Here is a 17654-nt window from a genome sequence, read left to right as displayed (position 1 = left end):
CGCGTGTCGTTTTCGATTTTGTTGATGTTGACTTGCCACCATGCAGGCGGTTTAAAGCATTGAGATAGCCGTCCAAGGCAGGACGGCTCATAGAAAGGCATTGTTGCTCAGTGAAACCGTACTTACCGAGGGCTAAGACGACGGTTCGGAAGCTGTCTCGTCGTTGTTCTCGGCTCTCCGCTTTTTTTTTGCGTCATCAATCGCACTGTCAATCACGTCATAATCCATACTGGTGAGGTTATCCAGTAGGAAATCCGTGGTGATATCCTCCAATGAGATATCGCCCAGTTGGGTGAGTGCGCGTTTAGTGAGTGCCATGCGATAATAGAGGTCAGCGCCTTTGGTTTCTGTTGAACCACAGGCCTCTTCAGTTTCATCAAGCGCATCATAAACGTCACGCATAACAGGGATTTTGACGGCAAAGTTCAAGTGACGTTTGCCGTTGTGGTCAATCCCATCCAGTAACATCAGCGGTTTTACCTCTGCCATTATTCAATCACCTTACGTAACGCATTCAGTTTTAAGTCACGTTTTGCTTCATTATCGGTGGAATATTTTTCCCCGACCTCAGTCACAAAACAGTCAAGGTATGAGATACGCTTACCCCCTGAGCCACTAATCGGGTATTGGGTCAGCTTCGAGCCTTCAATCGCGCCCCAATCCATATCACCGTTTAAAGGGATCACAACAGAAATAGACAACTCATAAGTAGCAATGCCGCGCATGAATCCCTTGGCACGTCCTGTTTTGTTCATGGTTTTGACAAGCTTACGGCCTGTGACTTCTTGCACATCCATGTCGGTAACTTCCACTTCGCGGCCGTCAATTTCTAAAACAATCGCACCTGCATATTCTTCTAACATCAGTGTTCTCCTTAGACGAACAGGTCAATGCGACCCGCAAACACATGCAAGCCATTGACAACATCGGCAGGGATAGCGGCATTTAGGCGGTTAGGGTCTTTACCGTCACGCTCAACCAACAATAGCCCTTTGTTTTCTTCCACGTTTTCGAGGATTTCTTCCTCTTCGAGTTTAATCAGCACATCCAACAGCTCAGAGCGGACTTTCACGCGCGTGCGTTCATTGAGTTTATCGCGTGGAAAACGTTGCGAAATGCGCTCACGGCACGCCTTACGGGTATAATCCAAGGTGCGAATGGTGGTTAAATCCAGTAGCGCGGTATCTTCAACGCCTTCCACATTGCGGGTATACGTAGTAATGGCGCGCACAATCTGCACACGGTTACCTGCGCCCACTTCAAGTGGGGTTAAGCCGTTATGTAAGGCGTTTTCTTGCTCATTGCGTCCCGCGCGTTTGGTCACAGGGGCAATATCTAACCCTTTCAGTTCAAGGGTGTTGAGTGGACGCGCAGGGTCTTCTTCCGAAGCAATGACAGCACCATACGCCGCACTGATTTGACACGGTAATTTTACCGAGCCTGGATACCATGCGACTGATGTCCGACCATCATTAATATCACTGGCGAGAGTGGTTCCTGTACTGAGCGTGCCTGTCCAGCCAGCCGTACCAATTGCGCCGCGTTGCTCCATAGCACCACTGACTTTTTCTAAATGGGTACGTAATTTTAACAGCGAGGCTTTATCACTAAATGGAATAGAAATAATGTTATGACCTGCCGCAAATACGGCATCAAGCGCAGGTTGAATATCGGCATTATTTTCACCGCCGACCATCGCGGTCACTGTTGCTGTAACCCCTTTGGCCGTCGATTGCACATCAATAACAATATCATTACCCCAGTCACCGGATTGACGCGCAGTGAGCGTCACGGTGCCATTGGCTTCACCTGTCAGCGCAGCGACCACAGGCAAGTGAGTATTCGCATTGACAATATCTACAACCGCCTGATTAAGCACAGATACCGTATCTGCTGTTTCAACAGGGATATCGAGGCGTTCACCACACACGAACAGTGAGAGCGTGCCACCCCGTGTGGCAGGCGCGGTGATAGTCAAGGTGGCACTGGCTTTTTTACCTGCGGCCGCCTCTTCAATACCAATGACCTGCAATTGTAAATAGGGGTTTGCATCAATCGCAGCTTTCGCCATGATATGCGCTAACGAACCCGCACCAAAGGCAACGGCGGCTGCGTCATCATCATAGATATCAAGGGGCATTAATGGCGACGCCTGCGCCGTCGATAACATTGACGCAATAATTAAAAGTGTTTGGGGGTTGCCTGGCAGCGTGCGCGTTGCCATACGCGTATTAAATTCAAAATATTTCCCTGGCTTGCGAATACTGCCAGGAATGGTATCAAAGGTTACCGTCATGATTTTTGTCCTTTATTTGTGGCTTTCTTGCTCACCAAGACTAAATCACCGTTAGTCAATAGGCGGCGATAATAAGCGGTGTCTGGCACAGAGACCGCCTCACCATCGGTAATATAGCGACGGTGCTGATATTCAAATGACACCCGTAACGTGGGTGCGGCTTTCACTAACAGTGTATTCATGGTGTGGGTTTCCTTGTCGGCACTAAGTCCGCAGGCGCTTCAGCACTGCCAACGCCAGGTGGGTCATAGTGCAATCCGACACGCAATAAATCAGGGTCGGGCTGTTGAAGCTTGCCGCGATAAAGATTAAAAAGGTTATCGGCTTCGTCAGGGTTGCTGGTAAATTCAGGCCAAGCGCCATTCGCGAGAACCTGCTCATGCCAACGGGTTTCAAATTCACAGGCAAAAATTGACAGTGCCCGCTCATTGACTTGTGTGTTGTAAAGCGTCCTGACAACACCAGGCATCAATGGGTCGATGGTCAGCCCTAAATCCTGCCCTGTTAACAAGCGGCGAACACCGTGTATATGTCGATACGTGCCAACCTCATTGAGATTAGCACCACCTGTACGGCTTGCAGCGTCACTGCGCGTGTTATAATCACCCACCATGACCACAAATTTACCTGTCACAATCACTTTCTGGCGGCTGGTACTTGTGTATTTGCTGTTTGTGATCCCGCCGAACGTCACCCAAGCCGCCGGAAACGCACGGATGATATTGCCAATATCCACATCGAGTTCACCGCTGTAGCTGGCAACTTCACGTAACATACGCCCCATACCCAGCGTTAGACGTTGAATGATGCTGTTTTCAATTTGGGTGATCAAAATGCACCTCCGCGCGTTGAGTCACGGCCAAACTGACGTTGACTGCTCCCAAACTTCATTTGTGAAGACGACTTAATCACTTGACCGTTATCGGAACGTCCCAGACTAATTTTGCCTTCGGCCACGCGCTCAAAAAAACGAATAGCATCGTCATAGCGTGTCTGGATTTCAGGCGTGGACATCTTATACGTTGTTGCCAGATGGTAACGGGCAATGTCACAGCATCGCCCTGTTAATATCCGAGCACCATCTGCAAAGGGGAGCGCATAACGCCCCACAAGATAACCATCAATTTCACTGCTCGCGCGTTCCAGCGCATAAATCATTACCTCAGCATTGATTTGTCCTGTCATGGCTTCATCAGTGAGGCTCACGCATTCACGCTCACCAAACGCTTTAAGCATGTCATCTTGTGTGGCGTACATAGCAGGCTCCCTTACTTGCCTTTCGGTGCGGGTTTATCATCCGATTTTTTATTTTCGGATGGCTCTGCGGACGCATTAGGCGTTTTTAAGAGAGCAAGCTCTGCGTGTAAGGCTTGATTTTCCTCAGTCAGGCGCTTCACTTCCGCTTTCAGTGCCGCAATTTGCTTCTCTGCACCCGCATCAGGCTGTGTTTTTTCTGTACCCGCGTCACCCACAGAGACCACAAGCATCGGCTCAGATTGCAGCACGTTTAACTGGTCTTTGGTGAAGTGGTCGTCTGGGTACTCCGTCGCGGTGTCACTGTGCGCAATCCCACAGCGACGAAACCCATTCACTTTTGCAGTAATAATAATCGGCATTACGCATCACTCCCTGTTGAGCCATAGGCTAACTGCCAGAAACCATAGCCCCCTGCGGCACGTGCTTCGGCACCGAACAGGAATTTTTTACGCTTAAAGACGCCGTCACTGTTCATGTCGGTTTGCTCAACCAGCACAGGCGCTTTGCGCTCTTGGTAGATAATCGGTAAAACGGCTTGGGTGGTATCCAGTAAGAACCACGCCGTATCTGAGGTGATACGCGCCGAGACGACAACTTCAGCAGTACCTTTGTAGATATTGACCTTGCCATCTTCTAAACGATCAGCTGTCATGAGGGCATTTGCGATATCTTCAAGCGCAGGGGGAACCAGTAAAATATTCGGGTTCACATCCAGCGGGCGACCTTCGTCGTCTTTCATGTTACGCAAAGCCGTTCGCGCTGCACCGTAAGACGCCATGGCGGCTGCCTGTGTTGCAATGGACAGTTTTTTCGTCCCTTTATTGGAAACCGAGTTTTTACCTACAGGGTGGTCAGTATCAAAGAAGTATTGGCCGTCATAACACGGACGTTCAAAACCGAGGTTAAGCACTTCATAGACAATTTCGTCAGCCAACATGCCCGCAGAGCGACCCGCACCTTTGGCTTGAACCGCGTATTTACCTGTGCTGTCATCTTCAATGTCGTTACGGTCGACCTCAATAGTGGCTTCCCAGTCGTCATTTTCGATGGTGTATTTATGGGCGGAGAGTGATTTAATCACTTTTTCACCGACCCAACGTTTCATCGCAGGGAAGTTGGATAACCAGCTGTAATCTTCAGATTTCCCCGTCGACGGCACTTTCATGGCGATTTTTTGCCAGGTTGAAGGCGCATCCTTTAATGCATTGTTAAATGTCATATTAATACTGACAAATAACGCGCTGATATTGGCTTTATTCACAATCATGGTATTTTCCTAATTAACCCATCATGACCCAGATACCATCTTCGGTGACTTCCAACACAAGACCCGCAGGGGTAGTCGTGGCTTCTCCAGCCTCACACACCGTCACGGAGTCTTTCACATCACACAGTTTGCCTACATGGGCTTGCGTGACAGGCTTAGCCGTATCGTTGCCTAAATAAAAGGCTTTTTGACGACGCACCATCACACTGATATCGCCTTGTTCACCGTCGCGGTTATCGGCAAAATCATCCGAGACACCCAGCACAGTTAAACCGGGTGCACCAGGGACAGCAAACCCGTCGGCATTGGCGCACACAATGTGCCCGCCATAGATACGCACGGCAGCAGCACAACGTACCGCAAACAATTCACCGTCACGGTGAGGGGTATTTCTATCTTGGGTCATGAGTTACTCTCCCAACTGTTTTTTAAATTCTTCGGGGTCAAGCCCGAATTGGCTGCAAATCGCCAACTGGTCTTCGGTCAGCTCCGTGGTCACAGAGGTACTTTGCTCTGCACCTGCGGGCGCTTTACCCTTGGATTGCAGTTGTGTTAATGCCGCAATCGGGGTGGCTTTTTCGAGATAACCTTTAAGGGCGTCAGGGTCTTTACGCCCTAAGTCTTCCGCCCAATCTTTCATGGCCGTGTTGAGACGCCCATCACTGAGCGCGGCCTGGATCAGACCACTCACTTCCTGTTGTTGACCTGCGTTCAACGCTTCGTTGTACTTCGCTTGCAGTTCAAGATAGCCTGCAAGTGGTACATGTTTGGTTGGGTCGTAGGCTTTACTGGACAGGTCAGCAATCAAGGTTTCTTTGCCTTTGAGTAAATCCACGAGGCTTTGATTGGCGGCGACGGTCGTGCCTTGACCATTTGAAATCAAGTCAATCGCTTTTTGCAGTTCCGTTTTGATATCTTCTGCCGTGGCGGTGGCAGGCAAATTCAGCATCCAACGCAGATTACTGAGTAGCTCTTTGATGAGTTCTTCATCCACAGTGAGATCCTCTTCGGTGGGTTGAGAAAGTGCAGCAAACTGAGAAGCAGCGGCAAGCATCACTTCATCCATACCATCTACTGCGGGGGTGTTGGTCAGGGCAGCATGTAGCAGCACTGTCACATGACCGTTTTTGTCGTAATTAAAGACAGGGGAAATAAAGCGGTACTCTTTGGCGGTAATGGCCGCTGCTGCCGCGTCCGTCCATTCTACATTTACAGCATACAGTCCATCGCCTTCGCGCCATTCCAACGCCGTAAACCAACCCGCTGCGGGCGCAGGCTGTCCATTGGTTGCGGCACGCAACGTCTGGTGCTCATAATCAATCACATACGGTGTCTGACGTGCAGCGACGTGCGCAATTAAAACGTCAGCGAGTTCACGGGTCATGAGCCAGTGGTCACATTCAAACGGGCGGCCATCGACAGCACGGAACTCGCCAGCGGGGAAGAGCTGGATTTCGTTAAGGTTTTGGCTGAGAATTTCAGCGACACAAGCAGCAATGTATTTTTTCATGCGGGCAGCATAACAACTGCCAATAATGGGGAGTGTGTGAAGAGGTTCAGCACTCGGTGATAAAGCGGGAAAAGTAAAACGACTGAGGGCTTGCAATGCAATCTCTACGATAACGCATTTAAACCCCGTTTAAAAACGTTTTAAACATCCAACCACGAACAATGACACTCTAAACAATTAAAACGGCTCACAGCGTCTTACAGGCGTTATTTTATCTTACTCAATCAGTCGGCTTAAATAATCTTCCACCGTTAACGCCATACGGTATTGATCCCACTCGTCCAATTGCAAGAAAGGTCGCGCTGGGATTTTGATTTTATAGGCGGGTAACGTGTGGTATTGACTGAAGTTGCTGCGCGACTTACGGACAAAACGATTACCCACGGTGCCGTCTTTACGCTGCCGATAATAGGCTTGCTGGCTACGAGCAGGGATATTAATCTCACCACCTTCTTGGTGGATACGCGCATACTTTACATTGGTGCCCACGACGGCACTGTCATTATCACTGTATTGACCGATGCTGCTGGCCAATCGCCCACTGTCTTGCAATATTCTCCCGCCTGCTCGACGGCGAGCATAAGCGGGACTCCAACCCAACCACGCGGGGCGACCTTCTTGTGCGAAGTTTTCCTCTACCGCATCCGCCATCATTCCGGCTAATTTGCGCATCAATGGCGCGCGACTTTCGATACCTTCGACCAGTTTTTGCAGTGCGGCTTCGTATTCGCGTGTATCAATTTTGACGGTGATCATATTAACCTCAAAAGTCGGTTTGCGTGGTGACACGCTGCAATTGATTATCTTTGACTTCAACGACCCACCAACGCTTTTCGTGTTGCGTTGCATAGTATTGAACCCCATCCTCACCCGACCGCATTTTTTGAGGTGATTCAATAATTTGCTGCACAAATAAGTAATCGGCTTGCGTGATATCCTGTTGGGCGAGTGCCTTAATGGTGGGCGCATCAACATAATATGCCTCTGTATTGGGTGCGGAAGATTGAGGACGTGCAGCAATGGGATAACGTTGCGCAGGGTTTGGCGTAGGGGATTGCACTGCTTCTTGATACCCTAAACGAAAGTCCGCGCCTGTGAGTGATCCTGTGATGTATTGGCTTGCTGCCGTCGGATGATATTTATCTAATTCAGGTTGATAGCTGACTTGTCCAGGATTAAAACCAAAACCAGGGTCAGGCGTATACACTTGACCGTCTTTCGGATTTTTAAAGCCTGTGACGGTTCGGGTTTCACCTGGCACGCCATACTCTTGTTCAACGTCTACCAAGCGCCCCTCAGAGGATTGCACCATCAACCCCAAACGCTCAACATCTTCAGCACTGCGCGTGCGCACACGGCAGCGACAGCGATAACCATCGGGCGGGTAAATGGTTTGCCAAATCGGATCGTCATAGCGGGCAATAAACCCATTGAGTGCCGCATGAGAAGGACGAATACGATTATCCATAATCCCCACACGCTCCCAATAAGGGCGCTCCTCGACGGTTGCCATTTGCTGCTTGTAACGTCCTGCCATGTACGACGATTGCAGATTGGTTTGAAATATCGTGTCTAATCGACGTGGCGTTAAACGCTTGCCGTGCAGCTCGCCCGTATCCATATCCGCAACCAAACCTTTCCCGAGCCAGCCTTTTTGTTCAAGAATGGGGATGAGGCGTCGTTCAAAGTCGGCATAGGTCTCCCCCTTTTCAAGGGCTTCGTTTAACGCTTGGCGAATATCGTGCAAGATATCCAATTTGAGTACACCCGCCACGGTAAACGCTTTGGCGTGGGCTTGTGCTTCAATATCATACCAATGGAAACCAACGGCATAGCCTTTACTTTCAAAGTAAGCAATCGCCTCCGCAGGGGGGAGGCTCATGGCATAGCGCAAATCTACCGCTTGTTTAGCTGTCGGCATGGAGACGTCCCCATACATCCGCCACAAAGATAGCCTGGCTCAATAACGTTTGAAGTGTGCTGTCATCCAACAGCGGGTAACTTTGCGCAATAATATTCATGGCCTCATCCACACTTTGACCTTGCTTGAGTGCGGCGACCATTGGCGTTAAGAGTTGGCTCATAGCCGCCCCAATCGTGTCAGACTGCGGCGGTGCATTATCGAGGGTAATTTGTGCAGGGTCTATTCCGTCTGCTTCTACTGTTTGACTCAGCACGCCCAAACCGTGACGTGAATGACCATAGCTTAATGGTGTGGGTAACAACGGCAGGGTTTGGCGCGGCTGCAATACAGGTTCATCCTTTTGGGCTTGCGGAATAGCGGCTTTCTTATGCACCCAAGAAACAGGGATACTCTCCACACCTGCGGCCACCAACTTACCCACCGCGTCAGCAAACTGCGGTAAATCAACGGCTTCACGGGTATCAAACACAAAACGCGGTAAACGACGCGGGTTTACCTCTTGATAACCATTAATCGCTAACAGCATCTGGATCATTTGCCTAAACATGCCCTCAAGCTGGCGTGCATCGGCAGTTTTTAAATCGTGACGCACTTCGTTATGCACATTACCGAGGGCATTGGTAGAGCTTTTCCCGTCCGCCTGTGAGGTCAACGTCCCCCCTAAAATCACTTTGGATTGTGTCCGTTCAGCCCAGGCAATCATTTCCATGAACGGGTCAGAGCCACCCCCTGCGGCACTTTCAAAGTTGATTTCTGTCCCTTGTTGAACCGTCGCAACCGCATCGTGCCCCAGGTTAACCAGTGCATCTAACAGTTTATCCTTGTCCTCATCGGACGTGCCTGCGGGGTACTTTGCAATTCGTGCAGGCAAACCATAAATCTCTAAGAATTCGGCAAAATCACGCAACGAAAAGTTTTTAAACAGATACGGCCAGACGAGAACGCGGAATAATCCACTGGTGGCAATAAACCCACTGCGGGCATTGTGGCGATGAACCAGCCAACCAAACGGCCATAACTCCGAGCCGTTCATTTCATCGGTGTTGAGGCGAATTTCGTCGCGTTGCTCAGGTAAGGTGCGGAACCAATAATGGGGACGCAGGTGCAAGGCTTTGGGTAACCACGTGTTATCAAGGCGATCCCATTCCAATTCTTGGCAACTAAACCCATGCCCCACTGCTTCCATCCCATTGAGGATAATGTCTTCAATTTCGGGCATCGCATCAAACCAGGCTTGTACGTTCGCGGTCATGTCCAGCTCGGCTTTGGTGGCATTTTTCGGCGGCTCAATCGACCAATCCAACGTTAATAACGCATTCTTGCGCTTTTCCATTTCGGCAAAGATATGGCCGTCACGCTCGACCATATCCCCAAATAGGCAGGCCTGCGCACTCAAGTCACCCCGTTCAGCCGCTTGTAAGATACGCGGAAGCTTACGGATAGTGAGTCCGCGTGAGGGATGATCAGGATAAATGCGATTCATCCGTGCTAATTTTACGGTTTGTGATGTTTTTAAAACTTCACGTTGTAACGGGTTACCGTGTATATCCACAATTTTTGACATAATAAATTCCTACCAAGCACCCGACCCAAAGCGTCGACCTTCCGGTCGGCGGGGGCGAGTTTGAATATCGGTGTTACCTGCACGAGAAACCGCCAATGACCAAAGCATATGCAAGGCATCAGGGCCATCATCATGGTCAGCCTTGGGAAAGTGGCGCAGTTGGTCAATTAGCGTGTGTTGTGTCGCATGTAAACGAATAAGTCCATTGACCATATGAGGTTGTAAGGACTCAATGCGCAGGGCTTTATCACTGTTTGGAATGACAGGGATAGCAGGAACGGGTATCCCTAACATCGCAGAACGCTTCACTAATTCGGTACGTAAAAACTCTTGGAAAGCGATGGACTCAAACGCCCACGTTAAACAGCCATATTCGCGCTGATAGTCAATCACATCGGAGATAATACGGTCAGGTAAACGGCGTTTGATATCTGCCTCAACCACATCAAGGATACCTGTCATGCGGTTGAATCCGCCCACGAGCAAGGCCGACGGGTCACGGGTTTTATTCTGCTTACCCAGGCTTGGGTCACACGCACCGTAAAAAATCCAATCGGAGAGATGGTTAGACCAAAAGGTAATGCAACTGGCAAAAATCGCATCTTCACCGCTCACGGGGTCATTCTGGTATTCGGAGTCAAACGTATCATGACCATCACGCGCACGAATTTTCATGAGGGTTAACAGTGGACGTGCCGCCCAAGAGACTATCGAACCTTCTAACATTAAAGGTTCATTCTCATGGTAGAAGCGCTCGGCCTCCTCAATTTGTTTATTGTGGATCAAGGTTTCCCATTCATCCCACAACTTCATATTGGCAGGCATCTGGAGAATGGCTTTAAACCGTGCCGTCCGCCACATGGCATTATTGAGTGTGCGAGAGAGTACCGAGTCATAGTGCAAGATAGTCCCGATGTAAACAATGTCGGTTTTTCCGCCTGCTTCACCGAGTGGCATCACCGTCTTTTTTAACCAGTTATGCAGCTTCTCGCGCTGCTCAGGGTTACGCACCATCTCATCATTTTCGATATCATCAAGCACCACTAAGTCAGGGCGATATGGACCATGTCGCAACCCCCGCAGTTTTTTACCGCTACCCGCAACGGTCACTTTGATATTATTGCGTGTGACGATAGTCCCCATCTGCCAGGTACGCCCTTGACCGCAAATATCAGGGTAATCATTTTTCAGTCGTGGGTTATATTCCAGTTCGGCTTTAATGGCTTCGAGCATGGGATACGCTTGGTCAATACTGTCCATAATGATGACAGGGTATTTTTTCAACTCACGAATAATGCACCACAGCGTGAAGAGTTGACTCACCAGCGTTGATTTAGCCTCACCACGCGGTGCGGCGATGGCGTCACTTTCGGCATCTGAACTGGCCACAATCGCAGGTAAACGACTAAAAAGATAATCATGCAACTGGCTGCGAGAGTGGTGGCGCACATAATGCGGGAAATAGGTTTCCACAAAGAAGCTGTAGCCGCTCTCGACATCCGCCACTTGTGCTCGTCGAGTCTCAGCCGACTCGGGGTCAGCATCAAAACCTAAGCATTCCGCCTCAATGGTTTGGCGCAGTTCGGTGATGTAGTTCTGGAGTGAGGCTTTAAACGCTTTTAAGGAAACCTTTTTTGCCATTACGCTTATTCCCAACTCATCATCGTATCAAGAACCGCAATAGCACCGCCCATTAAACCTAAATAATTAGGGTAGCGCTCCTGTAACTGAGTAATGAACACTTGTGTTTCTTTTTCTGCTTCCGCTAACAAGTGCTTTTCCTCTTCAGTTGCTTCCGTCGCAACAAAACCACGTATTTGATATTGATAGTTTTTTATTTGTTGTTTAATTTCATCCATATGCACGCTCCAATTCTTCGGCAAAGGCTTCTAAAATTTCCACAAACACCACGTTGTGTTGTGGGTACTTATCACTGATAAACTGCCCGAACCGTTGGATCACATCGATGGCCGTGGCCAATTTATCCGTTTCAGGCAGTATTTTTTTACTGGCGGACGTGGCTTTATTAAAGGCATCCGCAAGGCTTGCTAACAGCTCAACACGCTTCTCGGCAGGAATATCAGGGTTTGTATTGATTTGCTCTGTCACGGCTTGACACTGCACAACAAGGCTCATCAATACCGCACGGCCTGCATCTTCGACACCACCACCTGCTAACATGTGCGCGGCACGCATTTTGTCCCAATCGTCATTTTTATCTTGGGCTTCCTTCTTCCAGCGCCGTGCTGTCACAAAGGCCACGCCAATTTGACTCGCCGCCACCTCAAGGGATAACTGACTAAAGATATAGGCTCGACGTAACTTATCGCGTGTCTCTTGCGGATACGCCATAATTACAAGCCCATTTTCGCGCGGATTAAAATCACCGCCGTACTGACCACACAAGCGGTGACACCACCTGAAATAGCGCCTGCCACATAACCACGGCGAATAGCCCCGTTGGTTGCCTCTTCACGAATGAGGTCAATTTGCTCATCCATGTTTTCCATTTGACGTTCAATTCGATGTTCAATCCGATTTAACTGGCTGTTAATGGACAGTAAAACGTCTTTTTTACGTCCTTTTTGTGGGCGTTTTTTCATCGCAAACTCCTTGTTGATGGTGGCTTGATGGCCTCATGGGTATCGTGATAACGGCAAACAAGGCCGTCTAAATAAGTAGTTCGATTGCTGAAGTCTTGCGCGCGGTCACAGGTACTGACGACACGTAACCAAAACCCTGTACTCAGGAAAATAACCAAATACACCAGGATAGCGATAACGACTAACACGGGCATGCAGCGTCGTAATAACGGTGTCATCTTCATGGGGTGACCTCTCTGCGGCACTCTTTAACGACGTCTTTTACATAGCCTTGTAAGTAGTCGAGCTTGTCCTGATCTCGTTTAATATCGGCTCGGATATCTTCAACAAGGAGTCCAGCTTCAACAGAGAATTGGATTTCGACTCCATCGCCCACGGTGCTGGCGCTGGAATGGTGGCTTGCGGTGAGCTGACAGGTTGCAAGGTCGGCGCGGGCGAACTGCAACCGACGACGGCCAGTAGACAAATCATCACGCAAGGCTTGAGATTGGGCTTTTTCACGGGCTAGCTCCTGTGTGTAATACGTATCTAATCGGGCTTTTTCGCGCTGGGCGTCTTCCATGCGCAGTATGGCTTGACGTGTTGCGACGGATGCCTCATCCGAGATAGCCTTTAACTGGCTGGCATGCGTCGCTTGGTTAGTCTGAATAATGGTGTTGTAGTGATAACGTGCCAGCATGACACCCGCAAATGCACCCGCCGCAAATAACAACCACGCGCCCACAATGAGTGCAATTTTCAATGAGCGAGTTAATGTGTTTTCTGTGATTGAGTTCATGGCGTTGTCCAAGTGGTATTCATCTGCATTAACTCCCAACACAACAGTTCAGCTTCTTGGTTACGGCGGATAACTTGGCCGTAGCAACCACCAGGCTGACCTTGAGTTTTACGACAGTCTTTCCCACCATCAAAGACCCAACGGGGGATCTCTTTACAGGCTCCCTCGATGTCACCTGCCTGTAATTTGCGGTAGAACGTGGATGAAAAGCATTTACCCGCACCGATGTTATAAGGGCAAAATGAAGCGATACCCGCGATTTGAGGCGGTGTGAGTGACACAGGAACATGCTTTTTCACCCAGGCAATGGCTTTATCACGCTCAATAGCATTTAAGCGTTCGCATTGTGCCTTAGTCAGCTTTTCACGGGGCTTGACAGCACGGCCATCAATACGGGTGACGCCTTGGCATACTGTCCAAATTCCGCCTGCATCTTGATAAGCGGTGGTGAAGTTACCTTCTTTTTCTTTGATAAACTGGTCAAATATCTGGCTTTCACTGGCTCCACCCACAATCAATGCAACAACGGCGGCAGTCAGGTAACGCTGCTTCATATCCATGTTATAAATCCTTGGGGGATTTGATGGATGCTTCAATCAGCTTTTCGGCATCCTCATGAGAAACGGGTTTATTCGAGAAATAGTTCTCTAAAATACGCGTTCGGCGTTTTTGCTCTCGGCGATTCAATAGGTAGGTCAATGTCCCAAGCAGCACACTGGCAAACACACCAATGAGGAATCCCCACTCATACAATGACAAGCCACTAAAAAACAAACCCAATCCAGCGAACCAATACGATATTTGAGTGATGAACTGGGTTATCTTTTCATCCATGCATCTGTCCTTTTCAAGGAAAGAGATCGGGTTCATGGCAACCTCCTCACGCTCACATAACAGCCTCCCAAAAACCGAGGGAAATGGACGAAAAACCCAATCAAAAATAAGAGAGTTTGAGTATAAGGAGATGGGAAAATAGAGAGTGTTTGAAGGGGTTCAGCAGTTAGCTACCAAACCCGAAAGGGGGTTTTTAGTGTGTCATAAATCACACTCGAATATCAATCAAATAAACGGTCTTGTGCGGCTTCTTCTGCATCAAGGTCACGCAATAGCTTCCACCCAATGCGATCACTAAAACCGTATTTAGGGCATAACAGCGCCATGGCTTGGCGGCGTGAACGGCCTTGTTCGCCCAACGTTAACAACTCTTTGATAAAGCGTTGATTGCGAATTTGGCGAAAAGCTTCTTCGCACCGTGGGATATAAAACGCCGTTTTACCAATGTAGTGCAAGAGCTGCTTGCATTCGTCTTCGTTTAACACTTCGCGTAATAGGCGATGCACGCCCCCCGTGCGCTCTGCGGCCTCACCACTGATACCTGCTAATGTAACACCACCAAAGCGGCTAATGAGTCGTGATGTGGCGTTATAACCAATAACATCAATAAGCTGTTTAGCTGAATCTGGTAAGAGCGTTTCGAGCCGTGCAAGTTCGGCTTCGTCAATCGTGGTTTGCATGTTACCCCCTAAAATGAAAACACCCTCCAAAAGGAAGGTGTTCAGTATTTCATTTTTCTTGGGGCTTGACGTGTTGAAGGGGTTCAGTGGTTATTGAAAACTAACAATGATTTTATCTTTGTTTTCACTATACCAATTTACTTTATAACTATAAATTTGGTCATTTAGTGTAACTCGACAAAATCTAGTTAAACTGTCAGTATCTAAATCATATTGCTCAGGATTTTTAACAGTTGTTCCAGGTATTAACATATCTTCTAACGCATTCATTACTTTAGTGGAATTACATTTAGGTAATGAATCAACTGTTGAATTATAATAAAAACCAACCCCAAAGAACGTAAGAATAACAATCACAATCAATATAGCTCTTTTTCTTTGACTAGAATTATAGCCAAGTTTAGATGTGTCGATATTGCTTCCGTTACTCATAAAGATTAACTCCTAAAATAAATTCGGTTGTTTTGCGGTTAGGATAGCAGATTGTTTATAGCGTGATAATAAGTCCCACGCATGGCGATCGCTAAAACCAAACTTAGGGCACAGTTTTATAACGGCTTTAACACCTGATAAACCGCCCTTTAAAAGGGTGTTATATTCACTGATAAATCGTTGATTACGCCATTCACGCATGGCGGCTGAAGCATTAGGAATATAAATTTCAGTACCACAAAAATGAGATTGAAGCGTGACTGAATTATGCTCACCAATGACATGTAATAGTTGCTTAAAGCGTTCTGTATCCGTTGTCTTTGTGAAAACAAACGTTGTCCCACCAAAAACTTCGATTAATTTTAATGTATCTGAATACCCAATTAACCCCGCAATATGCCGTAATGTTTCAGGAAGTAAATGCTCAACTGCTTTGAGATCCATTTTTCGCCCTCCGTTTAGCATCAATGATTAATGCTTTCATTAAGTTAGATAACTCATCAAACGTTAGCCACTCAATTTTTTCACGGTCAAACATGCGCTTAGCCATTGCTTCTGCATATGACCAGGGGCGTTTTGCTTCAGAAAGTAACGCCTCAATTTTACTCAAAATAGCTTCCCTTGTTGCGGGGACATTAGGGCGACGCCCGTAATTACGCTTACTTTTGCGCGGATAACCTTGGTCATGGAGATAATCGCGGACTTGGCTCAATTCATCTAACGTTAACTTTTTAGCGGAATCCTTGCCTGTCATGCGAACAAGGATACTGCGATAGGTTTCATCATCTAATTTAAGGTACTGTTGAGCCGCCTTGATGATACCAATTAATATCTTTGCATTAGGGGATGTCATTAATTTGTCTCCTCTAAGTTTGCGTGACCTGTCACGTTGGTTAAGTTGAGCTGACGGGCATCACGGGTTAACCAACAATTGGATTGACCGATAAATAACCCTTTGCAATGGTTAGGCATTTGCTCTTTACAATGCGGACACATACCTAACTTGGCTTGCTGACGCTTGAGGTGCTCAAGGTTGCACAGTAAGAGCAATGAAACCAATTCGTTGCGGTCATAAGGTTCACGGCCTGGGTTACGATTTACGCAAAGATAATCAAGCGCCTCTTTTTCTAAGTCAGTAAAAGTGAATTCCATTCGGTGCAAACCATCTTTGCGCTGATTGGCACGCTGGCGACGCTTACGCGCCGCTGCTTGTGAAGGTGCTCTTAAGTTAGTCATAGTAAGTCACCCTCATTATCTACCTTCAAAGTTAACTCTTTAACACGCTTAAACTGACGGACAAGCACAGAGGCTTTGCTGAAATAAGGCCAATACCATGTAAATTTGTTATGTAGATTAGGGATCTCTTTTTTAGCACGCCTTTTACCCCAAATTTTTTCCAACTTTTTAACTTTTGTAGGGCTATAAAGTGATTTTTGACGTTTAGACCAAAACAACTCGACCAATGGATTAAAATCCTCACCATTAAGCCGCCCCCATCCAGTATAAATTTGGCTATCCAGATAGACCGCTAACACTGTTTTTCCTTCCCCAGCACTAACACGCCTTATACTTACTTCGGTATCTCTGTACTGAAAATCAACTGAAGCGAAATAACCTTTTAGATCTCCTTCAATTTTCGCCCATTGCTCTTTACTTATGCTCATCTGACACCTCCACAGACTCACACTCGCACTCACCAGCAATCATGCGTGTTAGGTCATTTGGGATATCAGATAACGATAAGTTATTGATGTGTATTTTTGATTCTTGCTTCCGATACAACACAATTGCAATATCATCTTGAATATCAATAACTTTTCCAGTTCGTGATGATGCTTTTACAGCTACACCACGAGAGTTTGCTCTGTAACGTTGAACAGTGAAATCGACTTTGTCACCAATACTGATAAGGAATAATGACTTTGGAAGCACTTTTTCACAGGTAGGACACCAACCTTTACGCATGATTATTCTCCTTTCCATAACCTGAACATATTGAAGAACAGCCACCACGAGGCCAATCGTTGCAGCTATCACACAAATTTTTTTCTTCAAATGCGGCACAAATCATATTTGCAGCTTGTGTAATAGCGCTTAGTTGAATGCTATTGATGGTCTGGTTTGGGTTTTGATTACCAATTTCAAATGAAATTGCACTCACTAAACCAAGTTGTTTAATTTTGCTCATCAGTAGCGGCCTCGTCAGATTCAACTTCGAAAGGTAATGAGTTAAATTGAGAGCAAGCTAGAACAACACCAATCTTAAAGGCTTTCTGTTCTTCCTTAGTTTTAAACTCAATATCAGGCAGGCAATTCGGCAATTTAATTGTTGCGTCAGCATGGTTCCTTAATAAATCACAAGCTTCATTCGCCCGACCATGCCAATCAACAATCTCTTGTTTTAATAATACTAAGTCCATTTTATCGACCATAGTAAATACCTCGTTATCTGGATTTAGGCGTAAGCCAGCCCCTGCGGGTTTACGCCATTAATTAAAAGGTTAAGTTT

30 protein-coding genes are annotated in these 17654 nt (G+C 47.5%); all 30 read right to left on the bottom strand.

Annotation, left to right across the window (positions count from 1 at the left end; translation table 11 throughout):
• Window positions 1–132: 132 nt before the first annotated feature.
• Entirely contained in the window at window positions 133–489 is a 357-nt protein-coding gene (locus tag CYG50_RS10005) for a hypothetical protein (RefSeq protein WP_102140778.1), read from the bottom strand.
• Window positions 489–866 (bottom strand): phage tail protein, encoded by a 378-nt coding sequence (locus CYG50_RS10000; RefSeq protein WP_112307064.1) that lies wholly within the window; start codon window positions 864–866, stop codon window positions 489–491. Before CYG50_RS10000 ends, CYG50_RS10005 begins: the two co-directional genes overlap by 1 nt.
• A gap of 8 nt (window positions 867–874) precedes the next feature.
• Window positions 875–2299, bottom strand: a complete 1425-nt coding sequence (locus tag CYG50_RS09995; RefSeq protein ID WP_202981460.1) for a phage tail sheath C-terminal domain-containing protein — start codon at window positions 2297–2299, stop codon at window positions 875–877.
• Window positions 2293–2478 (bottom strand): DUF2635 domain-containing protein, encoded by a 186-nt coding sequence (locus tag CYG50_RS09990; RefSeq protein WP_102140764.1) that lies wholly within the window; start codon window positions 2476–2478, stop codon window positions 2293–2295. Before CYG50_RS09990 ends, CYG50_RS09995 begins: the two co-directional genes overlap by 7 nt.
• A complete protein-coding gene (locus CYG50_RS09985) occupies window positions 2475–3128 on the bottom strand; it encodes a DUF1834 family protein (RefSeq protein ID WP_238706844.1) in 654 nt (217 codons plus the stop codon). The genes CYG50_RS09990 and CYG50_RS09985 overlap by 4 nt, the downstream gene beginning before the upstream one ends.
• Complete coding sequence (locus tag CYG50_RS09980; protein ID WP_102140768.1) at window positions 3125–3553, bottom strand: gp436 family protein; 429 nt, start codon at window positions 3551–3553, stop codon at window positions 3125–3127. The genes CYG50_RS09985 and CYG50_RS09980 overlap by 4 nt, the downstream gene beginning before the upstream one ends.
• Before the next feature lie 11 nt (window positions 3554–3564).
• Window positions 3565–3912: an HI1506-related protein gene (locus CYG50_RS09975; RefSeq protein WP_102140767.1), complete on the bottom strand. Its 348-nt coding sequence runs from the start codon at window positions 3910–3912 to the stop codon at window positions 3565–3567.
• A complete protein-coding gene (locus tag CYG50_RS09970; protein WP_116068680.1) occupies window positions 3912–4820 on the bottom strand; it encodes a Mu-like prophage major head subunit gpT family protein in 909 nt (302 codons plus the stop codon). Before CYG50_RS09970 ends, CYG50_RS09975 begins: the two co-directional genes overlap by 1 nt.
• Window positions 4821–4833: 13 nt before the next feature.
• Window positions 4834–5226 (bottom strand): hypothetical protein, encoded by a 393-nt coding sequence (locus tag CYG50_RS09965; protein ID WP_102140830.1) that lies wholly within the window; start codon window positions 5224–5226, stop codon window positions 4834–4836.
• Window positions 5227–5229: 3 nt separating this feature from the next.
• Window positions 5230–6330 (bottom strand): phage protease, encoded by a 1101-nt coding sequence (locus tag CYG50_RS09960; protein ID WP_116068838.1) that lies wholly within the window; start codon window positions 6328–6330, stop codon window positions 5230–5232.
• A 216-nt stretch (window positions 6331–6546) separates the two neighbouring features.
• Window positions 6547–7086, bottom strand: a complete 540-nt coding sequence (locus CYG50_RS09955; RefSeq protein WP_102140774.1) for a phage virion morphogenesis protein — start codon at window positions 7084–7086, stop codon at window positions 6547–6549.
• Between the two features lie 7 nt (window positions 7087–7093).
• Window positions 7094–8251, bottom strand: a complete 1158-nt coding sequence (locus tag CYG50_RS09950) for a phage head morphogenesis protein (RefSeq protein ID WP_102140775.1) — start codon at window positions 8249–8251, stop codon at window positions 7094–7096.
• A complete protein-coding gene (locus CYG50_RS09945; protein WP_116068682.1) occupies window positions 8238–9818 on the bottom strand; it encodes a DUF935 domain-containing protein in 1581 nt (526 codons plus the stop codon). The genes CYG50_RS09950 and CYG50_RS09945 overlap by 14 nt, the downstream gene beginning before the upstream one ends.
• A 9-nt stretch (window positions 9819–9827) precedes the next feature.
• Window positions 9828–11459: a phage terminase large subunit gene (terL, locus tag CYG50_RS09940; protein ID WP_102140795.1), complete on the bottom strand. Its 1632-nt coding sequence runs from the start codon at window positions 11457–11459 to the stop codon at window positions 9828–9830.
• 5 nt (window positions 11460–11464) lie between these two features.
• Window positions 11465–11677, bottom strand: coding sequence for a hypothetical protein (locus CYG50_RS09935; RefSeq protein WP_102140796.1), 213 nt, complete (start codon window positions 11675–11677; stop codon window positions 11465–11467).
• Window positions 11670–12170 (bottom strand): DUF1804 family protein, encoded by a 501-nt coding sequence (locus tag CYG50_RS09930; protein ID WP_112307074.1) that lies wholly within the window; start codon window positions 12168–12170, stop codon window positions 11670–11672. Before CYG50_RS09930 ends, CYG50_RS09935 begins: the two co-directional genes overlap by 8 nt.
• Window positions 12171–12172: 2 nt before the next feature.
• Complete coding sequence (locus tag CYG50_RS09925) at window positions 12173–12421, bottom strand: hypothetical protein (RefSeq protein WP_102140862.1); 249 nt, start codon at window positions 12419–12421, stop codon at window positions 12173–12175.
• Window positions 12418–12645, bottom strand: a complete 228-nt coding sequence (locus CYG50_RS23485; RefSeq protein WP_148241595.1) for a hypothetical protein — start codon at window positions 12643–12645, stop codon at window positions 12418–12420. Before CYG50_RS23485 ends, CYG50_RS09925 begins: the two co-directional genes overlap by 4 nt.
• Window positions 12642–13199 carry a lysis system i-spanin subunit Rz gene (locus CYG50_RS09915; RefSeq protein WP_102140803.1) on the bottom strand — a complete coding sequence of 186 codons (558 nt, stop codon included), beginning with the start codon at window positions 13197–13199 and terminating at the stop codon, window positions 12642–12644. Before CYG50_RS09915 ends, CYG50_RS23485 begins: the two co-directional genes overlap by 4 nt.
• Entirely contained in the window at window positions 13196–13759 is a 564-nt protein-coding gene (locus CYG50_RS09910; protein ID WP_102140802.1) for a lysozyme, read from the bottom strand. Before CYG50_RS09910 ends, CYG50_RS09915 begins: the two co-directional genes overlap by 4 nt.
• Window position 13760: 1 nt before the next feature.
• Entirely contained in the window at window positions 13761–14069 is a 309-nt protein-coding gene (locus CYG50_RS09905; RefSeq protein WP_231136935.1) for a phage holin family protein, read from the bottom strand.
• Window positions 14070–14254: 185 nt separating this feature from the next.
• Complete coding sequence (locus CYG50_RS09900) at window positions 14255–14713, bottom strand: mor transcription activator family protein (RefSeq protein WP_102140804.1); 459 nt, start codon at window positions 14711–14713, stop codon at window positions 14255–14257.
• 90 nt (window positions 14714–14803) lie between these two features.
• Window positions 14804–15145, bottom strand: coding sequence for a hypothetical protein (locus CYG50_RS09895; RefSeq protein ID WP_102140825.1), 342 nt, complete (start codon window positions 15143–15145; stop codon window positions 14804–14806).
• A gap of 12 nt (window positions 15146–15157) precedes the next feature.
• Complete coding sequence (locus tag CYG50_RS09890) at window positions 15158–15589, bottom strand: Mor transcription activator family protein (RefSeq protein WP_168222843.1); 432 nt, start codon at window positions 15587–15589, stop codon at window positions 15158–15160.
• Window positions 15570–15998 carry a gp16 family protein gene (locus CYG50_RS09885; protein ID WP_102140823.1) on the bottom strand — a complete coding sequence of 143 codons (429 nt, stop codon included), beginning with the start codon at window positions 15996–15998 and terminating at the stop codon, window positions 15570–15572. Before CYG50_RS09885 ends, CYG50_RS09890 begins: the two co-directional genes overlap by 20 nt.
• Window positions 15998–16381, bottom strand: coding sequence for a hypothetical protein (locus CYG50_RS09880; RefSeq protein WP_116068684.1), 384 nt, complete (start codon window positions 16379–16381; stop codon window positions 15998–16000). The genes CYG50_RS09885 and CYG50_RS09880 overlap by 1 nt, the downstream gene beginning before the upstream one ends.
• Entirely contained in the window at window positions 16378–16809 is a 432-nt protein-coding gene (locus CYG50_RS09875) for a hypothetical protein (protein ID WP_116068686.1), read from the bottom strand. The genes CYG50_RS09880 and CYG50_RS09875 overlap by 4 nt, the downstream gene beginning before the upstream one ends.
• Window positions 16796–17110, bottom strand: coding sequence for a hypothetical protein (locus CYG50_RS09870; protein WP_102140810.1), 315 nt, complete (start codon window positions 17108–17110; stop codon window positions 16796–16798). Before CYG50_RS09870 ends, CYG50_RS09875 begins: the two co-directional genes overlap by 14 nt.
• Window positions 17103–17333, bottom strand: coding sequence for a hypothetical protein (locus tag CYG50_RS09865; RefSeq protein ID WP_102140809.1), 231 nt, complete (start codon window positions 17331–17333; stop codon window positions 17103–17105). The genes CYG50_RS09870 and CYG50_RS09865 overlap by 8 nt, the downstream gene beginning before the upstream one ends.
• Window positions 17320–17577 (bottom strand): hypothetical protein, encoded by a 258-nt coding sequence (locus CYG50_RS09860; protein WP_102140808.1) that lies wholly within the window; start codon window positions 17575–17577, stop codon window positions 17320–17322. Before CYG50_RS09860 ends, CYG50_RS09865 begins: the two co-directional genes overlap by 14 nt.
• Window positions 17578–17654 lie beyond the last annotated feature (77 nt).

The organism is Providencia huaxiensis, from assembly GCF_002843235.3.
GTDB classification, from domain to species: domain Bacteria; phylum Pseudomonadota; class Gammaproteobacteria; order Enterobacterales; family Enterobacteriaceae; genus Providencia; species Providencia huaxiensis.
This window is presented reverse-complemented; position numbering and strand designations above follow the sequence as displayed.